At 63.4% G+C, this 16,804-nt stretch carries 18 protein-coding genes and 1 riboswitch; of the genes, 10 read left to right on the top strand and 8 right to left on the bottom strand.

All coding sequences use genetic code 11. From position 1 onward, the window contains the following. Both CGZ66_RS15115 and CGZ66_RS15110 read left to right on the top strand, forming a co-directional pair. The gene (locus tag CGZ66_RS15115) at positions 1-1,827 is read left to right on the top strand and encodes an ABC transporter ATP-binding protein/permease (RefSeq protein WP_095084898.1); all 1,827 of its coding nucleotides are present in this window, start codon (positions 1-3) and stop codon (positions 1,825-1,827) included. Positions 1,828-1,914: 87 nt separating this feature from the next. Beyond that, positions 1,915-2,712 carry a DUF1194 domain-containing protein gene (locus CGZ66_RS15110; RefSeq protein ID WP_095084897.1) on the top strand — a complete coding sequence of 266 codons (798 nt, stop codon included), beginning with the start codon at positions 1,915-1,917 and terminating at the stop codon, positions 2,710-2,712. Positions 2,713-2,731: 19 nt separating this feature from the next. On the opposite strand, the gene CGZ66_RS15105 is transcribed toward CGZ66_RS15110, so the two are convergent. Next, complete coding sequence (locus CGZ66_RS15105; protein WP_095084896.1) at positions 2,732-3,667, bottom strand: glycosyltransferase family 2 protein; 936 nt, start codon at positions 3,665-3,667, stop codon at positions 2,732-2,734. Between the two features lie 370 nt (positions 3,668-4,037). Between CGZ66_RS15105 and CGZ66_RS15100 the strand changes: the two genes are divergently transcribed. Continuing rightward, positions 4,038-4,364: a DUF1330 domain-containing protein gene (locus CGZ66_RS15100; RefSeq protein WP_095084895.1), complete on the top strand. Its 327-nt coding sequence runs from the start codon at positions 4,038-4,040 to the stop codon at positions 4,362-4,364. Between the two features lie 22 nt (positions 4,365-4,386). On the opposite strand, the gene metW is transcribed toward CGZ66_RS15100, so the two are convergent. Together metW and metX are read right to left on the bottom strand one after the other, a co-directional pair. Continuing rightward, complete coding sequence (metW, locus tag CGZ66_RS15095; RefSeq protein ID WP_095084894.1) at positions 4,387-5,001, bottom strand: methionine biosynthesis protein MetW; 615 nt, start codon at positions 4,999-5,001, stop codon at positions 4,387-4,389. Then, entirely contained in the window at positions 4,998-6,167 is a 1,170-nt protein-coding gene (gene metX, locus CGZ66_RS15090; protein ID WP_095084893.1) for a homoserine O-acetyltransferase MetX, read from the bottom strand. Before metX ends, metW begins: the two co-directional genes overlap by 4 nt. A gap of 112 nt (positions 6,168-6,279) precedes the next feature. Next, a riboswitch (SAM riboswitch) is annotated at positions 6,280-6,357 on the bottom strand. Between the two features lie 137 nt (positions 6,358-6,494). On the opposite strand from metX, the gene hisC reads away from it, so the two are divergent. Next, on the top strand, positions 6,495-7,604 hold the full coding sequence (hisC, locus tag CGZ66_RS15085; RefSeq protein WP_095084892.1) for a histidinol-phosphate transaminase: 1,110 nt from the start codon (positions 6,495-6,497) through the stop codon (positions 7,602-7,604). Between the two features lie 6 nt (positions 7,605-7,610). Then, positions 7,611-8,546 carry a prephenate/arogenate dehydrogenase family protein gene (locus tag CGZ66_RS15080; protein WP_206073712.1) on the top strand — a complete coding sequence of 312 codons (936 nt, stop codon included), beginning with the start codon at positions 7,611-7,613 and terminating at the stop codon, positions 8,544-8,546. 9 nt (positions 8,547-8,555) lie between these two features. Here the strand turns inward: CGZ66_RS15080 and CGZ66_RS15075 are convergent, their stop codons facing one another. Beyond that, positions 8,556-9,482: a sugar kinase gene (locus tag CGZ66_RS15075; protein ID WP_095084890.1), complete on the bottom strand. Its 927-nt coding sequence runs from the start codon at positions 9,480-9,482 to the stop codon at positions 8,556-8,558. Between the two features lie 7 nt (positions 9,483-9,489). Continuing rightward, a complete protein-coding gene (locus CGZ66_RS15070) occupies positions 9,490-10,488 on the bottom strand; it encodes a DUF2125 domain-containing protein (RefSeq protein WP_095084889.1) in 999 nt (332 codons plus the stop codon). 133 nt (positions 10,489-10,621) lie between these two features. On the opposite strand from CGZ66_RS15070, the gene CGZ66_RS15065 reads away from it, so the two are divergent. The 3 genes from CGZ66_RS15065 (at position 10,622) to CGZ66_RS15055 (ending at position 12,929) form a co-directional block, all read left to right on the top strand. After that, positions 10,622-11,143, top strand: coding sequence for a gamma-glutamylcyclotransferase (locus CGZ66_RS15065; protein WP_095085022.1), 522 nt, complete (start codon positions 10,622-10,624; stop codon positions 11,141-11,143). Between the two features lie 121 nt (positions 11,144-11,264). After that, complete coding sequence (locus CGZ66_RS15060; protein WP_095084888.1) at positions 11,265-12,212, top strand: aldo/keto reductase; 948 nt, start codon at positions 11,265-11,267, stop codon at positions 12,210-12,212. 90 nt (positions 12,213-12,302) lie between these two features. Continuing rightward, a complete protein-coding gene (locus tag CGZ66_RS15055) occupies positions 12,303-12,929 on the top strand; it encodes a LysE family translocator (protein WP_095084887.1) in 627 nt (208 codons plus the stop codon). An 18-nt stretch (positions 12,930-12,947) separates the two neighbouring features. Here CGZ66_RS15055 and CGZ66_RS15050 read toward each other — a convergent pair whose 3' ends face one another. Both CGZ66_RS15050 and CGZ66_RS15045 read right to left on the bottom strand, forming a co-directional pair. Beyond that, a complete protein-coding gene (locus tag CGZ66_RS15050) occupies positions 12,948-13,736 on the bottom strand; it encodes a lysophospholipid acyltransferase family protein (protein WP_095084886.1) in 789 nt (262 codons plus the stop codon). Between the two features lie 115 nt (positions 13,737-13,851). After that, a complete protein-coding gene (locus CGZ66_RS15045) occupies positions 13,852-14,754 on the bottom strand; it encodes a LysR family transcriptional regulator (RefSeq protein ID WP_095084885.1) in 903 nt (300 codons plus the stop codon). A 122-nt stretch (positions 14,755-14,876) separates the two neighbouring features. Here CGZ66_RS15045 and CGZ66_RS15040 point away from each other — a divergent pair, with 122 nt between their 5' ends. Beyond that, positions 14,877-15,347, top strand: a complete 471-nt coding sequence (locus CGZ66_RS15040) for a nuclear transport factor 2 family protein (RefSeq protein ID WP_095085021.1) — start codon at positions 14,877-14,879, stop codon at positions 15,345-15,347. 24 nt (positions 15,348-15,371) lie between these two features. Beyond that, a complete protein-coding gene (locus tag CGZ66_RS15035) occupies positions 15,372-16,022 on the top strand; it encodes a pyridoxamine 5'-phosphate oxidase family protein (RefSeq protein WP_095084884.1) in 651 nt (216 codons plus the stop codon). A 3-nt stretch (positions 16,023-16,025) separates the two neighbouring features. Here CGZ66_RS15035 and CGZ66_RS15030 read toward each other — a convergent pair whose 3' ends face one another. Then, positions 16,026-16,751: a YdcF family protein gene (locus CGZ66_RS15030; RefSeq protein ID WP_095084883.1), complete on the bottom strand. Its 726-nt coding sequence runs from the start codon at positions 16,749-16,751 to the stop codon at positions 16,026-16,028. Positions 16,752-16,804 lie beyond the last annotated feature (53 nt).

Raw genomic sequence — 16,804 nt, 5'->3', positions numbered from 1 at the left:
ATGGCTGATCAACTGGACAATGCAGCCACCGTTCAGCCGGCTGCCGTGGCGGTCGAAGCCAGCAGCCTGGGCGATCAGGTGGCGACGATCAGGCAAGCGCTGACGGGATCGCCGGTTCGCAGCTGGTTGCTCTGGACATCGGTCGGCATCATGGCCGTCATCATCGCAACGTCGATCGGCCAGGTCCTGCTCAACCGCTGGAACCAGCCTTTCTACGATGCGCTTGCGCGCCGCGACATGGCGGCCTTCCTGCACCAGCTTCTCGTCTTTGCGGCAATCGCCGGCGGACTTCTGGTGCTCAACATCGGCCAGACCTGGCTCAACCAGATGATCAGGCTGAAGCTGCGCGAGGCGCTGACGCTGGATCTGATCGACCAGTGGATGCGGCCGGCGCGGGCCTTCCGTCTGGCCAATGCCGGCGCCATCGGCGTCAATCCCGACCAGCGCATGCAGCAGGACGCCGCGCATCTGTCCGACCTGTCGACCGACCTCGGCGTCGGCCTGCTGCAGTCGTGTATCCTGCTCGTATCCTTCGTCGGCGTGTTGTGGGAACTGTCCTCGGGCTTCGTGTTTCATATCGGCGGCACCGCGCTGGCCATACCGGGCTACATGGTCTGGGCCGCCATCCTCTATGCCGGCACCGCCTCCTGGCTGAGCTGGCTGGTCGGGCGACCGCTGATCCGCCTCAACAGCGACCGCTACACACGCGAAGCCGAGCTTCGCTCGTCGATGGTGCGCGTCAACGAGAATGTCGATGCCATCGCGCTGTACCATGGCGAGGCCGACGCCAGGCGACGGCTCGGACTCGACCTCGGAACGGTGCTGGGCGCCATGCGACGCATCTACACCGCCCAGATCAACCTGTCCTGGGTGACCGACACCTATGGCTGGATCACCGTCGTGGCACCCATCCTGGTCGCCTCGCCGGTCTATTTCTCCGGCGATATCAGCTTTGGCGGGCTGATGATGGCGGTCGGCGCCTTCAACCAGGTTCACTCGTCGTTGCGCTGGTTCATCAACAATATCGGCAGCATCGCCGACTGGCGCGCCACGCTGATGCGCGTCGCCGATTTCCGCATCGCGCTCAATGAGACCGATGTGCTGCACGACAAGGAAAGGCGCATTGCCTTCGGCGAGAACGCCAATGGCAGCCTGACTTTCGAGAAGCTCGAAGTGGCCTCGCGGGACGGCTGCACCAAGCTTGCCGACCAGCATGTCGAAATCCGTCCGGGCGAGCGCGTCATGATCACCGGCGACCCCGGCGCCGGCAAGACGTTGTTCTTCCGTGCCATTGCCGGCCTGTGGCCATGGGGGAGTGGGCGGATCGGCCTGCCTGCGGGAGAAAACCCCATATTCGTGCCGCGCGTCCCGTATTTCCCGGCCGGCACTCTGCGCGAGGTCCTCGATCACCCGAACGGACCTGCGCCGGCGAGCGACGCCGACATTTCGGCGGTGCTTGCCGAAGTCGGGCTTGGACGGCTGTCATCCTCACTCGACCGCAGCGCGCGCTGGGAGCACGAGCTGGGCGATGACGAACAGCGTTCGCTGGCCTTCGCCAGGCTCGCCTTGCGGCAGCCGAAATGGGTGATCATCGACGAAGCCCTGGACGCGTTCGACGGGCCCTCGCTGCGGCGCGTGCTTTCGACATTGGATAAGCGCTTGCCTGAGGCGGCGATCCTCAACATCGGACGCGGGCTGCACAACAATCAGTTCTTTCCGCGCGCGTTGACGATCGTCAAGGATACCGGTGCGCAGGCGCTGAAACCCGTCCGCGTCAGGGCCGGTGCGATCGACCCGCCGCCGGCGGCCGCCCGCCGCAAGAAATAGGCTGTTTTCCCCGGTTACGGGCTCCAAGCTTTATTTTGCCGCGATCGCGAAGGAAGATTTCGCGAAGAAACAACTCTGGCGTCGGCCATGCTTGATGCTTTACGCCTGCTTGCCTGTCTTGCCTGTGCCCAGGCTGCTCCGACCGCCCCGCCGCCGGATGCGCTGGCGGTCGATGTCGAGCTGGTGCTGGCGGTCGACATTTCGCTGTCGATGGACGAGAAGGAGTTTGCCCTGCAGCGCGCCGGTTATGTCGAGGCGCTGCGGCATCCCGATTTCATCCAGGCTGTCCGCGCCGGCAAGACGGGCCGCATCGCGCTCGCCTATTTCGAATGGGCCGGCACGGTGCGCGACGACGCGATCATCGACTGGCAAATCATCGACAGCGCCGAGAGCGCCAACAGCTTTGCCGACAAGGTCGCGGCCCGGCCGTTCCGCAGCTTCCGCGGCACTTCGATTTCCAGTGCACTGGCTTTCGGCACCGAGATTTTCGATCGCACTTCTTTCGAGGGCGAACGCAGCGTTATCGATATATCGGGCGATGGTCCCAACAATATCGGGCCGCCGGTCACCGCGACGCGCGATGCGGCAACAGCCAAAGGCATCGTCATCAACGGCCTGCCGATCCTGATCAATCCGTCACCGACCTTCAGCCATCTCGACCAGTACTATGCGCAGTGCGTGACCGGAGGGCCTGGTTCCTTTGTGCTGCCGATTTACGCTGCCGCCGAATTTTCTACGGCCATCCGGCGCAAGCTGATCCTCGAAGTGAGCGGCATTCAGGCGACGGCCATCCCCGTCGACGCTGCTGCGCCTGTCGACTGCTTGAAAGGCGAGCGGGACAGACGGTTTTTTTCGGACCCGTATTTTCCGGAGCTCGACCGATAGCTTCGTCGTAGTGACAGGGTCAGGCCGGACGGACGCCGAACTTCTGGCGAAACTCGTCGTGAAGGTCGCGGCGCCAGCGCCGGCCATAGACATAGCCATTGATCAGTTCGGGCAGCGAGTAGCCGAGATCTTTCGACGAGCGGTTGGCCATATAGCCCGAGAAGGCTTCCGGGATTCGGCACTTCAGAACATCGGCAATGATCTGCCGCGTGATCATGTAGGGCGGGATATGCGGGTAGGAGCGGGCAATATTCGGGTGTTTGCGCATCAGGTTCGCATAGGCTTCGACATAGCCGTGGCGACGTCGCGAAATCGAATTCTCCGAATTGTGCTTCGTGCAGTCGATGTCCTGAGACAATTGCGCGCCGAAGCGCCGGGCAAGGCGCAGCAGCAATTCCCGATCCTGCATCCGGGCGATGTCGCTGTCGTAGCCGCCGATGGCCAGCAACGCCTCGCGGCGCGCTGTTATCGCCGATCCCGCGATCAAGATTGTTTCCGCGACCAGCGTTCGCTCCAGCGTGGCAGAGTTTAGGAATGCATCGCGATTGATGCAATCGGTGGCGCGTCCGCCCTTCAGGGAGACATAGGAGCTGATCAGCACTTCGAGCGCCGGATTGGCATCGAACCAGGTCAGGGTCCGTTCGAGCCTGTGCGGCAGATAGACGTCGTCGGAATCGAGGAACGTCACGACGGGTGCCCGCGCGCGCTCGATGCCTGCATTGCGGGCGGCATTGGCGCCTCGCCATTTCGCGCCGACATAGATCAGTCGCGGATCACGAATGCCGGCCAGTGCCGCCGCGGTTCCGTCCGTCGAGCCATCGTCGACGACAATATGCTCGAACCTCGGCATGCTCTGGGAAAGTACACTTTCCACGGCGCGCAATACGGCATCACGTCTGTTGTGAGTCGGCGTGATGACCGTGATGAGAGGAGCGTGCTCTGTCTTCCCGGTCATACTGCGTCAGCCATTTCCAGCGAAAAAATACGCTTCCTGCCAGGTCTTTCGATCTTCAGGACGGTCAAATGGATCGGACTCCCCCTTCCATATCCCCCGTATTGGCCACGACGCTACAAAAAACAGACGTACCTGTCACCCCACCGGGATGCTGCTCAATGCGTGTGAAACGACGAATTCCAGTATCCAGCGCTTCAACTGCAACACTATTGCCGCGCGCTATGCTTGCGAATCGCCCTTGCCATGAATGACGCGTCTATGATCCGAATGCATTCCACTACGTCAGACGTAATCGCATCGCGGCCGGTGTTTGGGCAGATTGCCGTCGCGAGGCCGGCTGGTCGGCTTCGGTCCCAGAGGGAGTACTGTCATGACTGCTTACGCCGTTGCCCATATGCGCCAAGCCCGGATGGGTCCGCAGATCGTCGAATATCTGCAGAAGATCGATGCCACGCTGGCCCCTTTCGGCGGTCGTTTTCTGGTCCATGGCGGCGACGTCGAGGTCATCGAAAACGATTGGCAGGGCCACCTGATCATCATCGAATTTCCCGACAGGCAACACGTGCGCGGATGGTACAACTCGGCCGCCTATCAGGCGATACTGACGTTGCGGACCGACAACTCGGAAGCCGACGTGATCTTCGTTGATGGCGTTGAGCATCCGCATAAGGCCACGGATGTCCTTGACCAGGCGTGAAGTCGACAATGGCGCGGCGGGATTACCGTTTCAGCAAGAACACCGCCTGCTGGCCGAAGAAGTTCCAGAACCACCATGGCATCGACAGGCCGATCTTCTGGCCATTGGCGTCGAGCGCGGTTGCTTTTTCCACGGTGGCGCCAAGCTCGTCGCACAGATTGACGAAGTCGCGGATGGTGCAGAAATGGATGTTGGGCGTGTCGTACCAGGAATAGGGCAGGTCCGTGGTCACCGGCATGCGGCCATTGAGGAACAGCGACATGCGGACCCGCCAATGGCCGAAATTGGGGAAGGACACGATGGCGCGATTGCCGATCCTGAGCAGTTCCTTGAGAACCAGCTTCGGGTTGCGGGTGGCCTGCAGGGTCTGCGACAGGACGACGAAGTCAAAGCCCTTGTCGGGATAGAACTCGAGATCCTTGTCGGCATCGCCCTGGATGACGCTCAAGCCGCGCGCCACGCATTCGTTGACGCCACGCTGCGACAGTTCAAGGCCGCGGCCGTCAACCTGCTTGGTGTCCTGCAGCAATTCGAGCAGCGAGCCATCGCCCGAACCGACGTCGAGCACGCGCGACTGTGGCGGGATGAGGTTGGCGACGACTTCGAGGTCGACGCGCTGGTTGCGGGTGACGTTCATGATGCGAGCCCTCGCGCCCGTGCCGCGGAGCCGATGAAGCCATTGATGGCGGCAAACAGTTCCGGCTCGTCGAGCAGGAAGGCGTCGTGGCCGCGATCGGTCTCGATCTCGACGAAGGATACCGACGCGCCGGCGGCGTTGAGCGCATGAACGATCGAGCGGCTCTCTTCGGTCGGGAACAGCCAGTCCGAGGTGAAGGACACCAGGCAGAAGCGGGTTTTCGTGCCGGCGAACGCATCCGCCAGCCGGCCGCCATGGTCGGCGGCAAGGTCGAAATAATCCATCGACCGCGTCATGTAGAGATAGGAATTGGCATCGAAGCGATCGACGAAGGTCATACCCTGGTGGCGCAGATAGCTCTCGATCTGGAAGTCGGCGTCGAAGCCGAAGGTGAGTGCCTCGCGATCCTGCAGATTGCGGCCGAACTTCCGATGCAGGGCAGCCTCCGACAGATAGGTGATGTGGGCGGCCATGCGCGCCACCGCCAAGCCCTTTTCCGGGCGCTTGCCGTGCTCGAAATATTTGCCGCCATGCCAGTCCGGATCCGCCATAACGGCCTGCCGGCCAACCTCATGGAAGGCGATGTTCTGCGAGGAATGGCGCGCGCCGGTGGCAATCGGCAGAGCCGAGAAGACGCGCTCCGGATAGCTGGACGCCCATTCCAGCACCTGCATGCCGCCCATCGAGCCGCCGAGGACGCAAAACAGTTTTTCGATGCCGAAATGGTCGATCAGCATCTGCTGGGCGCGCACCATGTCGCGGATGGTGATGATCGGCAGGTCGAGCCCATAGGGCTTGCCGGTGGCGGGATTGGTCGAGGCCGGGCCGGTGGAGCCCAGACAACCGCCGATGACGTTGGAGCAGATGACGAAGAAACGGTTGGTATCGATGATCTTGCCGGGGCCGATCAGCACTTCCCACCAGCCCGGCTTGCCGGTCACCGGATTGGTGCTGCCGACATGCTGGTCGCCCGTCAGCGCATGGCAGACGAGAATGGCGTTGGAACGGGCGTCGTTCAGCGTGCCGTAGGTCTGGTAGGCGACCTGGAACGGCGACAGCAGGGTGCCGGCATCGAGCTTTAGCGGCTTGTCGGGCCCAAAGCGCAGCACCGGGCTCGACGGCTGATCAGCCTCGTTGTTGGTTTTTCCAGCGCGCAGGGCGGCCATTGCATCTATCTCACACTTTGAATCCGCACGGTGCTTTCGAAATTCGAGGCCGATGCGGTGTCCGGCCGGCGCGGACAACAAAAAAAACCGGCATTGCAGTCGCAAAGCCGGTTACAGGATGCAAACGGCCCTTTAGCAAGTTGTTTAACGTGGCTGCAAGCCGACCGGCCAAATCACCACGGAATTTCGCACCTCTTCTAGGACTGTGGCGCGCCGGCGTCAACGGCGAGCCGCGTTCCGGAGGTTGCCACCTCTCGACATTGCGGGCCGTGGCTTGTATTTCCGCTGCGGCTTCCAGACGGAAGCGTTCTCGACGGATTTTGCGACATGAGCCAGACACCGGACAAGGCACGTCCAACCCCGCGCGCGGGCATCATGGACATCGACGCCTATGTGCCGGGCAAGAGCACGGCGCCCGCCGGCGTCGCCAAGGTCTACAAGCTGTCGTCGAACGAGAATCCGCTGGGTCCGTCGCCGAAGGCGATCGAGGCCGCGCGGGAGATTGCTGCGAAGCTCGACATCTATCCCGATGGCACCGCCAGGCGGCTGCGTGAGGCGATCGCCGAGGTGCATGGTCTCAACGCGCAGAACATCATCTGTTCCAACGGCTCCGACGAAATTCTCGGCCTTCTGGCGCAGACGTATCTCGCTCCCGGCGACGAGGCGATTTTCACCGAACACGCCTTCATGGTCTACAAGATCTACATCCAGTCGGCCGGCGCAACTCCGGTCGCGGTCAAGGAGACCGATGAGCGTGCCGACATCGATGCGATGCTGACCGCCGTCACGCCGCGCACGAAAATCGTATTCCTCGCCAATCCCAACAACCCGACCGGCACCTATGTGCCGTTCCAGGAAGTGCGCCGCCTGCATGCCGGCTTGCCCAGAAATGTGCTTCTGGTGCTCGACGCGGCTTACGCCGAATATGTTCGCCGCAACGACTATGAAGCCGGTATCGAACTGGTCGGCGGCGCCGAGAACGTGGTGATGACCCGCACCTTCTCCAAGATCGGCCTGGGCGGGGCGCGGATCGGCTGGATGTACGCACCGATGCACATTGTCGATGCCATCAACCGCGTGCGTGGCCCCTTCAACGTCAATGCCACGGCGATCGAGGCCGGCATCGCCGCGATCCGTGACCGCGACCACGTCCAACGCAGCGTGATGCACAACGAAACCTGGCTCACATGGCTGAGCGGGGAGCTTGGCAAGCTCGGGCTGCGGGTGACGCCAAGCGTCGGCAATTTCATCCTGATCCATTTTCCCGACGACCAGAACCATTCGGCTGCCGCGGCGGACGATTATCTGACGGCGCGCGGCTATATCCTGCGGCGCGTTTCCGGCTACGGCTTTCCCAACGCGCTGCGCATGACCGTCGGCACCGAAGAGGCCAATCGCGGCGTTGTCGCTGCCCTCACGACATTCCTGAAAAGCTAGAACACCATGACATCACCGATGTTTGAAAAGATCGCGCTGGTCGGCATCGGCCTGATCGGCTCGTCCCTGGCCCGCGTCATCCGTCGCGAGGGCCTCGCCCGTCACGTCGCCATCTCGACCCGCAGTGCCGCGACATTGGCGCGGGCGCAAGAGCTTGGGCTCGGCTCCTCCTACTCCAGCGATGCGAAGGAAGCGGTCCGCGATGCCGATCTGGTCATCGTCTCGGTGCCGGTCGGCTCGTCGGGCGCTGTGGCCGAGGAAATCGCGCCGGCACTGAAGCAGGGTGCGATCCTCACCGATGTCGGCTCGACCAAGGCATCGGTCATCGCGCAGATGCAGCCCTATGTGCCTGATGGCGTGCATTTCATTCCGGGCCACCCCCTGGCGGGCACGGAAAAATCCGGCCCCGATGCCGGTTTCGCCGACCTGTTCGACAATCGCTGGTGCATCTTCACCCCGCTGCCCGACACCAACCCGGAGGCGCTGGAGAGGCTGTCGGAATTCTGGCGCCGTTGCGGCGCCAACATCGACACGATGGACCCGCAGCATCACGACATGACGCTGGCCATCGTCTCGCACCTGCCGCACATCATCGCCTACAACATCGTCGGCACCGCCGACGATCTGCAGTCGGTGACCAAATCCGAAGTGATCAAATATTCGGCTTCAGGTTTTCGCGATTTCACCCGTCTCGCCGCCTCGGATCCGACCATGTGGCGCGACGTCTGCCTGCACAACAAGGACGCCATCCTCGAAATGCTGGCACGGTTCTCGGAAGATCTGGCGTCGCTGCAGCGGGCGATCCGCTGGGGCGACGGCGAAAAGCTGTTCGATCTGTTCACCCGCACCCGCGCGGTGCGCCGCTCTATCATCGAGGCGGGCCAGGACATCGACGTACCCGATTTCGGCCGTCAGGCGGTCGAGCACCCGGCGAAGGCGTAGATCGGTTCTTCAGCCTGCTGGCCAGTGGCTTTTCATCATCGCCAGCGTCTCGGCCCGGTCCGGCGCGCCTAGCCTGCCGCCGAAACGCAGGCATTTGAGCGCGGCGGCCGCACTGGCAAAGCGCAAGGCCTGCTCGACCGGCATGGCTTCCGCCAGCCCGACGGCGAAGGCGCCGTGAAAGACATCGCCGGCGGCCAGCGTGTCGACCGCCTTGATTTTTGGCGCCGCGACATGGCGCGATGATCCCGTCGCGCGATCGAACCACCAGGTTCCAGCCGCGCCGCCGGTAACCGCGACAAACACATCGCCGCGCCGGGCAAGTGCCTCACAGGCCTGGCGCGAATCCAGTTCCGCGCCGCACAATATGCGCGCCGCCGGCTCGGAAGCCACGATATGGGAAGCCAGCGGCAGCAGCAGTTCCAGCACGTCCCTTGGCGCGGTATCGGCATCAAGGATCGCCGGCCGGCCGATGGCGTGCGCCGCCTCCAGGGCAAGCGCTGCGGCACCGGGCCAGCGGACGTCGACCAGCACGGCATCGAATGCGGAGAGGTCTGCGAGCGGCAGAGCCTCGGGATCGGCCTGGGCCTGGCTGTCGTAGAAGGGCACGATGATGCGCTCGCCATGCGCGTCGACCAGGATCGAGGCGAGCGCCGAGCGGGCGCCACTGACGCGGCGCACGAAGCTGCAATCGATGCCTTCCGCCTCGATTCCGGCGATCAGTTGATCGCCGACGGAATCGTCACCCGCGCTCGCCCACAGCGATACGTCGGCGCCTAGGCGATGTGCAGCGCAGGCCGCGCTCGTCGCCATGCCCGAGGCGATCTGGACGCCGTCGGAGGCGATGAACTTGCCTTGGTGGCCGGGCAGCGTCTCGACTCGCAGGATCGTATCCAGCGTCAGCGCGCCGACACTCAGCAGTCTCACGGTTTTTGCCATCGATGCGCTATTCCACCGGCTTGATCTTGCCCAGCGGAATGAAGCCGAGCGAGGCCTTGCCCTTGACCACCTTGAGCGGCATCGACGGCTGGTTGCCGAGCAGGGCCAGGCCAGCAAAGCCCTGCTCGATCTGCGTTTTTTGCTCTGGGATGGCACCGCCGAGGATCGCCGCCACGGCCTTCGGATCCTTCAGCGTGATCGTCAGGTCGGCGTCGATGAGACCATCGGCATCGACCGACAGCGGTCCGGAAAGGGTGACGCGCGCCGTGCCTGACGACAGGTCGAGGTTGCGGATCTCGATCGCCTGGCCGCGCAGGCTCTTCACTTGCCTGCCGATCAGCGCGACGCCATTCTTCAGCGTCACGTCGCCGCTGGCATCGAGCGCCGGCAGCACCCGTCCGCCGATCGCCTCGGCATCGATCTCGAGATCGCTGAAATTGCCGAGATAGTTGATATCCCCGCCGTTCGGCTGCAATTGGCTGTCCGCCTTGCCGGCACTGAACAGTTCGACCGGATCGGTGTCATCAGCGGGATCGGTCTGGCCGGACAGGCCCTCGGCCTGCAGCGAAATCCGCCGTGGCAGCGGCCATGACAGTTTGACGTTGGCTTGCAGGTTGTCCCAGTCGATCCACAAAGGCATCATGCCTGGAACGGAGGTCCTGAGCGGACCGCGTAGATCGGCCACCGGCGACAGCGGCTGGATGATCTGGGCGACGGCATTGAAGCTGCCGGCCGAGGCGGCGATGTTCCTGGCATCGTCCTCATAAGCGAGATTGTCGCAGGAGACGGCAAAGCTCAGCGGATAGCCGCTGACCTGGAGATTGGCACAGCCGGCCTCGACGCCACTCTTGTTGAGCGAGGCAACCGCCTTGTCGGCTTCACTTCGGACCCGGTCAGCCAGGTAGAACCAGCCAGCGCTGTAAATGGCGAACAGCACGACAATGAACGCGGCAAGCCAGAACAGGAGTCGTCGGCGCTTCGGTTGGCGTTCGTCACTTGACGTCATGCTTTGGCTCTCGTTAACGCATGGGTGTTGTAGGCGGACTCGCGATTCCGACAACAACAGGTAGACAGAGGCGGACGGAAAAAACACCGATTCCGGTGTGGTGCTGCCATTCTTTACAATCAGGCGCGGCGATATGGGCGATTTTTGGGTGTTTGGCTATGGGTCGCTGATCTGGCGGCCGGGTTTCGCGCATGTCGAGACACAGCGCGCCCGCCTGCACGGCTACCGGCGCTCGCTGTGCGTCTATTCCTTCGTGCATCGCGGCACGCGCCAGCGGCCGGGGCTGGTGCTCGGTCTCGATCGTGGTGGCTCCTGCGTCGGTTTGGCGTTCCGCGTGCCCGGCGAATTGCGCGACGAGGTCATCGCCTATCTGCGCGAGCGCGAGCTGGTCACCAACGTCTATCTCGAACGGACGCTCAAGATTCGCCTTGACGGCGGCCGGACGGTCGAAGCCGTGGCCTACATTGTCGACCGCCAGCACGAGCAATATGCCGGCGGGCTCGACGCGGCGCATGCAGCGGCCGTGGTGCGCGGCGCGGTCGGCCAGTCCGGCAACAATGAGGACTATGTGATCAGCACGCTGGAACACCTTGAGGCGCTGGGCATAAGCGACCACTGGCTGGAGGATGTCGCGCGCCGGGTAGCGCCTTTGTGAAGCGCTGGCTCTGCGGAAAAGGCCGCCAGGCCTTTGACCTCGATAAGGGAAGACCTAGGTTAGGTCCCGAACCTCAGCCAGGGCTGCATTCACTGGCCCCCAATCATCCCGGAGATACGCCTTGCAGAAACGCCGCCTTGGTCGCACCGACCTTTCCATCGCGCCGCTGGTTCTGGGCGGCAATGTCTTCGGCTGGACCGCCGACGAGAAAACCTCGTTCGATCTGCTAGACCGCTTCGTCGGGGCCGGTCTCAACGCCATCGACACGGCGGACGCCTATTCGCGCTGGGTGCCCGGCCACAAGGGCGGCGAATCGGAAACCATCATCGGCAAGTGGATGAAGGACCGCGGCAATCGCGATCATGTCGTGGTGGTCACCAAGGTTGGTTCGGATATGGGACAAGGCCACAAGGACCTGTCCGCCGCCTATATCGAAAAGGCCGTCGACGCGTCGCTGAAGCGGCTGCAGACCGACGTCATCGACCTCTATCTGTCGCACTGGCCGGATCCGACCACACCCTATGAGGAAACCCTTGGCGCCTACGAGAGGCTGCTCGCCAAGGGCAAGATCCGCTATGCCGGCTGCTCGAATCTCGACGCCGGCCAGTTGCGCGCGGCACTTGATGTGGCGAGCCTGCGCAGCCTGCCGCGCTACGAGGTGCTGCAGCCGGAGTACAATCTCTACGACCGATCCTCGTTCGATGGGCCGTTGCGCGATCTGTGTGTGGCCGAGGATATCGGCGTCATCACCTATTTCAGCCTGGCCAAGGGCTTCCTGAGCGGCAAATACCGCAGCGAGGCCGATCTTGGCCAAAGCCCGCGTGGCGGCGGGGTGAAAGACTACCTCAATGCGCGCGGCACGCGCATTCTCGCGGCGCTCGATGCGGTGTCGGCCAGGCATTCGGCCAAGCAGGCGGAGGTAGCACTTGCCTGGGTTATCGCACGGCCAGGCGTCACCGCGCCGATCGCCAGCGCCACCAGGCCTGAGCAGATGGACAGCCTGATCAAGGCGGCGTCGCTGAAATTGGCCGCCGACGACATGGCCGAGCTCGACAAGGCAAGCGGCTGAAACTTCCGGCAGCTCCGCACGCACGAACGTCCAAGACCACGCTCCCGCCTTGCCATACCTTCCTTCGCACGGGGCAAGGCAGAGGGTGAGATGACTGAGCCGCTTCTTTCGCAGCCGGATCTTTGGCGCCAGCTGCTCGCGCTGGTGCTTGCCGCCACCGTCGTCATGGGCAGCCCAGGGCCGGCAACGATAAGCGTCACCGCCGTCGGAGCTGCCTTCGGCTTGCGTGATTCATTGCGGTACGCCTGGGGGATCGTCCTGGGCACGATTGCAGTGCTGCTGGTGGTAGCTACCGGGGTCATGGCGGTGCTCACGTCGATGCCGAAGCTGGCACCGCTGCTGGCTTTCGCGTCCGGTGCCTATATCCTCTATCTCGCGTTCAAGATCGCCACGGCTCCGCCATTGGCGGCGCGCGCGGCCGAGGCTTCGCGCCCAACATGGCTGGCCGGGTTTCTGCTGGCTGTCGCCAACCCAAAAGCCTATGTGGCGATCGCCGCCGTGTTCGCCGGCGCCTCGTCGAGCCAAGGCGCCGGCGATATCGGCATATGGCTTAAGCTGACCGTTCTGGCGCTGATGATCGTCGCTATCCACGCTTTGTGGCTCGTTGCGGGAGCGGCGTTCGCCCGGTTCCTCCGCAGGCCGGCCGCTTCGCGGATCATCAATCTGGTCTTTGCCGCGACGCTGGTGTTGACCACCGCGCTGGCCGTGTTCGGCTGAGTGTTGGCTCGGAGCTTTTCAGGCTTTCGCGCCGAGTTCCCGCAACCGCTTCACCGCGGTTGACGGCAATGCCGGCGGGTTGGGCGTGCGGGATGCCTCGATGAGAAGCTGGTCACAAGCAGCCTCGGTTTCACCGATCAGCCGGGCCATGAATTCGTCCCTGCCCAAGCCCGGCGGAATCGGCGGCAGGAACCGCGCCTTGATCGTGCCGGGGAAGCGCAGGAATTTGCGGCGCGGCCAGTAGAGACCGGCGACATGGGCGACCGGCACCACCGGAACGCCAAGCTGCGAATAGATTTCGACGATGCCGTATTTGTAGGCCGGCTCGTCACCCGGCGCGCGGCGCGTCCCCTCGGGATAGATGATCAGCTGGCGTGGGTTGCGCGCCATTTCCTGCCTGGTGGCGGCGACCACCGCCTTCAACGCTTTCGAGCGGCTGCCGCGGTCGACCGGGATCATGCGCATCTTCATGATGTACCAGCCGAAGAACGGGATCCAGGTCAGCTCGCGCTTGAGGATGTAGAGCGGATCCTGGAGGAACGGGAAGAAGGCGATCGCGTCCCAGAACGATTGATGCTTGGGCGCCAGGATGAAGGAACCCTCGGGCAGGTTTTCCAGGCCGGTGATGTCGCTCTTGGTCCCGGCAATCTTGTCATAGAGCCACATGCACGTGCGTGACCAGAATTTCGGCACGAACCAGGCGCGGTGACGGGGCGACAGGAAATAGTAGGGGGTCCAGAGGATCATCTGGACGATCAGATTGACGTAGAAGACGAAATTGAACGCCAGCGATCGGACATACAGCATGGAGGGAGGCCCGGTGAGAGGTGTGCGTTGGTTACACCAAGCGCGGCGAAAAAGGAAATGGCCGCCAGCCGCTCTGACGAGTAAAGGAGAACGATGGTCGGGCGGCCCGTTTCAGCTACGTCAATCGCGCCAGCCGCTCCTTCAGACGCGGGGCAGCGAAATCGAGAAAGGCCCGCAGCTTGACCGGCAGCAGGCCGTGGCCGGCATGCACCAGGCTTACCGGCCATGGTTCAGGCTCGAACTCCTGCAGCAGGATGCGCAGCGCGCCTGACCGCAGTGCGGCTTCGATCTGGTAGGAAAGCACTTTTGTCACCCCGATGCCGGCAATCGCGGCGTCGATGGCCGCCTCGGCGGTGTTGACCTGAAGCCGCGAGCGGACCTGAACCGGGACTTCCGTCCTGCCCTGGGCGAAGCTCCAGGTGGCGGCGGAAGCAAGTCCCTCGAAGGTGATGCAACTGTGTGTTTCCAGATCCTGCGGGGTCATCGGCGTGCCATGCTCGGCCAGATAGGCCGGGCTCGCACAAGCGACGCGGCGGATCGAGCCGACAGCAATGGCGACCAGGCTCGAATCAGGCAACTGGCCGATGCGAATGGCGAGATCGAAATGGTCCTCAACCAGCTGGGTTATGCGGTCGGCTAGCGTCAGGCGAATGTTCACGTCGGGATAGGCCGCGAGAAAACCGGTGACGACCGGCAGCACGTGCAGGCGGCCAAAGACGACCGGCGCGGTGATGGCCAGTTCGCCGGTCGGAGCGCTGTATTCGCCGGCCGCCGTGCGTTCGGCCTCACCGACGTCGTCGAGGATACGGCGGCAGGCGGCAAGATAGGCCTGGCCGGCGTCGGTCGGCGTCAGCCGGCGCGTCGAGCGGTTCAACAGGCGTGTGTTCAGATGTCGTTCGAGATCGGAAACCTTGCGGCTGACCGTCGCCAGCGGAATGCCGAAACGGCGGGCCGCGGCGGAAAGGCTGCCGGCCTCCACCGCGGCGACAAAGAGCGACATGGCTTCGAGACGATCCATAGCTTCTTCCAGAAAATGGAAGGACGGATTGCGAATATGTCATCTGCATTTGAAGGATGGAAGGCTTTATATCAAGATTCCTGGCCTGCCTGCAGCAGGGCCTCAACGAGCAAGGAGTCATCATGTCCGAAAGCCGGCCGCCGCTGCCGCCGTTCACAGCCGAGACCGCCGCGCAGAAGGCGCGCATGGCCGAGGATGCCTGGAATTCGCGCGATCCGGCCCGAGTGGCGCTTGCCTACACGACGGATAGCCGCTGGCGCAATCGCGCCGAATTCCTACAAGGCCGCGATGCCATCCAGGCGTTCCTGACGCGCAAGTGGAGCCGCGAACTCGACTACCGGCTGATCAAAGAGGTCTGGGCCTTCCACGGCAACCGCATCGCCGTGCGCTTCGCCTATGAATGGCACGACGACAGCGGCTTATGGTTCCGCAGCTATGGCAACGAGAACTGGGAATTCGACGAACACGGGCTGATGCGCCTGCGCATCGCCAGCATCAACGACCTGCCGATCGGTGCGGCCGATCGCAAATATCACTGGCCGCTCGGTCGGCGCCCGGACGACCACCCGTCATTGTCGGAGCTTGGGCTCTAGGGTCGCCCGGGCAAGGAGGCTTTCATGAATGCTCATGCTTTCACCAGCGACGTCGCCTTCACGCCGACCGTCAAGGCGATCCAGGCCCGCAAGGGCTCACGCCAGTCCTATGCCCGCGTCGAGGAGCGTGGCGGCTGGCAGGCCGATATCACGCCCGACCTTGCCGCCTTCATCGAGATCCAGACCAGCGTCTTCCTGTCGACGGCCAATGGCGATGGCCAGCCCTACATCCAGCATCGCGGTGGACCCGCCGGGTTTCTCAAGGTGCTGGATCAACACACGATCGGCTTTGCGGATTTTGCCGGCAACAGGCAGTTCATCACGCAGGGCAACCTGGCCGACAATCCGCAGGCCTTCCTGTTCCTGATCGATTATGCCCACCGGCAGCGCATCAAGATCTGGGGCACGGCCCGCGTCGTCGAGAACGATGCCGAGCTGATGGCGAGGTTGATGCCGCAGGACTACAAGGCGCGTCCCGAGCAGGTCATCCTGTTCACGGTCTCGGCCTGGGACTCCAATTGCCCGCAACACATCCCGCAGCGGTTCGAGGCGGCTGACGTGGCAGCGGCGCTTGGCGAACGGGACAAGCGTATCGAGGGCCTCGAACAGGAGATAGCGCGCCTCAAGGGGATTTCAGGCGCTGCAGCTGGGGCAGGTGCTACAGCCGGGGAATGAGGTTCAGCCGCCGGCCGCGGTCTCGGCCAGCGCGATGCCGTCCGGCGTCGGCTTCATCGGCACGATGCCGCGCGCCAGCGCCAGCAGATATTTATTGTATTCGGTGAACAGCACGCGCAATGCGCGCGGCTTGGTCAGCCAGCTGCCATTGTCGAGATTGGTGTTGACCACCGGATACGGTTCGAGCTTGGCGCCATGCAGCAGCCGGCCCATTTCCAGCAGGCTGCGCGGCATATGATAGTTGTTGGTGACCAGGATCACCGTGCCGTAGGCATGGCTCTCCACCCATTTGGCGCTCTCCTCGGCATTGCCGATCGTGTCCAGCGCGGCGCGGTCGATGTCGACGCAGCAGGAGAACAAGCGCTTGTCGCCACCGATCGCCGCCTGCAGCTGGCGGCGGCTGGCGGAAGGATGCACGCCGCTGATCAACAGCCGCTCGCCCTTGCCGGACGCCAGCAGATCCATTGCGGCGTCAAGGCGTGACTGGCCGCCGGTCAAAACGATGATTGCGTCGGCCTTAGCCGGATTGGCGGGCGTCGTCAGGTGGCTGACCTTGTTGGCGAACCAGCCAAAGCCGCCGGCAAACAGAGTTGCGAGGATGAGGAGGGAAAGCCCGGACAGGCGCAGAGCGGCTTTTAGGCGGCTGACCTTGCCGTGGTCGCGCGAATGGGCAACCACCACTGGCATCTGCCCAGCCGTCCCGGTCGTTTGCCGCGCGTCCATCGCCATATGGTTAATCCCCAAATGTGGCTTTGGGTAGTAGAAAGACGCACTTTGCGTTA

The sequence above is a fragment of the Mesorhizobium sophorae genome (assembly GCF_002270415.1).
GTDB classification, from domain to species: domain Bacteria; phylum Pseudomonadota; class Alphaproteobacteria; order Rhizobiales; family Rhizobiaceae; genus Mesorhizobium; species Mesorhizobium sophorae.
This window is presented reverse-complemented; position numbering and strand designations above follow the sequence as displayed.

Excerpts from the sequence above, each read along its gene's own strand:
- CGZ66_RS15030 (WP_095084883.1), bottom strand. The coding sequence starts at position 16,751 with ATGGCGATGGACGCGCGGCAAACGACCGGGACGGCTGGGCAGATGCCA.
- CGZ66_RS15040 (WP_095085021.1), top strand. The coding sequence starts at position 14,877 with ATGTCCGAAAGCCGGCCGCCGCTGCCGCCGTTCACAGCCGAGACCGCC.
- CGZ66_RS15055 (WP_095084887.1), top strand. The coding sequence starts at position 12,303 with ATGACTGAGCCGCTTCTTTCGCAGCCGGATCTTTGGCGCCAGCTGCTC.
- CGZ66_RS15100 (WP_095084895.1), top strand. The coding sequence starts at position 4,038 with ATGACTGCTTACGCCGTTGCCCATATGCGCCAAGCCCGGATGGGTCCG.
- CGZ66_RS15070 (WP_095084889.1), bottom strand. The coding sequence starts at position 10,488 with ATGACGTCAAGTGACGAACGCCAACCGAAGCGCCGACGACTCCTGTTC.
- CGZ66_RS15045 (WP_095084885.1), bottom strand. The coding sequence starts at position 14,754 with ATGGATCGTCTCGAAGCCATGTCGCTCTTTGTCGCCGCGGTGGAGGCC.
- CGZ66_RS15110 (WP_095084897.1), top strand. The coding sequence starts at position 1,915 with ATGCTTGATGCTTTACGCCTGCTTGCCTGTCTTGCCTGTGCCCAGGCT.
- CGZ66_RS15080 (WP_206073712.1), top strand. The coding sequence starts at position 7,611 with ATGACATCACCGATGTTTGAAAAGATCGCGCTGGTCGGCATCGGCCTG.
- CGZ66_RS15050 (WP_095084886.1), bottom strand. The coding sequence starts at position 13,736 with ATGCTGTATGTCCGATCGCTGGCGTTCAATTTCGTCTTCTACGTCAAT.
- CGZ66_RS15115 (WP_095084898.1), top strand. The coding sequence starts at position 1 with ATGGCTGATCAACTGGACAATGCAGCCACCGTTCAGCCGGCTGCCGTG.
- metX (WP_095084893.1), bottom strand. The coding sequence starts at position 6,167 with ATGGCCGCCCTGCGCGCTGGAAAAACCAACAACGAGGCTGATCAGCCG.
- metW (WP_095084894.1), bottom strand. The coding sequence starts at position 5,001 with ATGAACGTCACCCGCAACCAGCGCGTCGACCTCGAAGTCGTCGCCAAC.
- CGZ66_RS15105 (WP_095084896.1), bottom strand. The coding sequence starts at position 3,667 with ATGACCGGGAAGACAGAGCACGCTCCTCTCATCACGGTCATCACGCCG.
- CGZ66_RS15075 (WP_095084890.1), bottom strand. The coding sequence starts at position 9,482 with ATGGCAAAAACCGTGAGACTGCTGAGTGTCGGCGCGCTGACGCTGGAT.
- CGZ66_RS15035 (WP_095084884.1), top strand. The coding sequence starts at position 15,372 with ATGAATGCTCATGCTTTCACCAGCGACGTCGCCTTCACGCCGACCGTC.
- hisC (WP_095084892.1), top strand. The coding sequence starts at position 6,495 with ATGAGCCAGACACCGGACAAGGCACGTCCAACCCCGCGCGCGGGCATC.
- CGZ66_RS15065 (WP_095085022.1), top strand. The coding sequence starts at position 10,622 with ATGGGCGATTTTTGGGTGTTTGGCTATGGGTCGCTGATCTGGCGGCCG.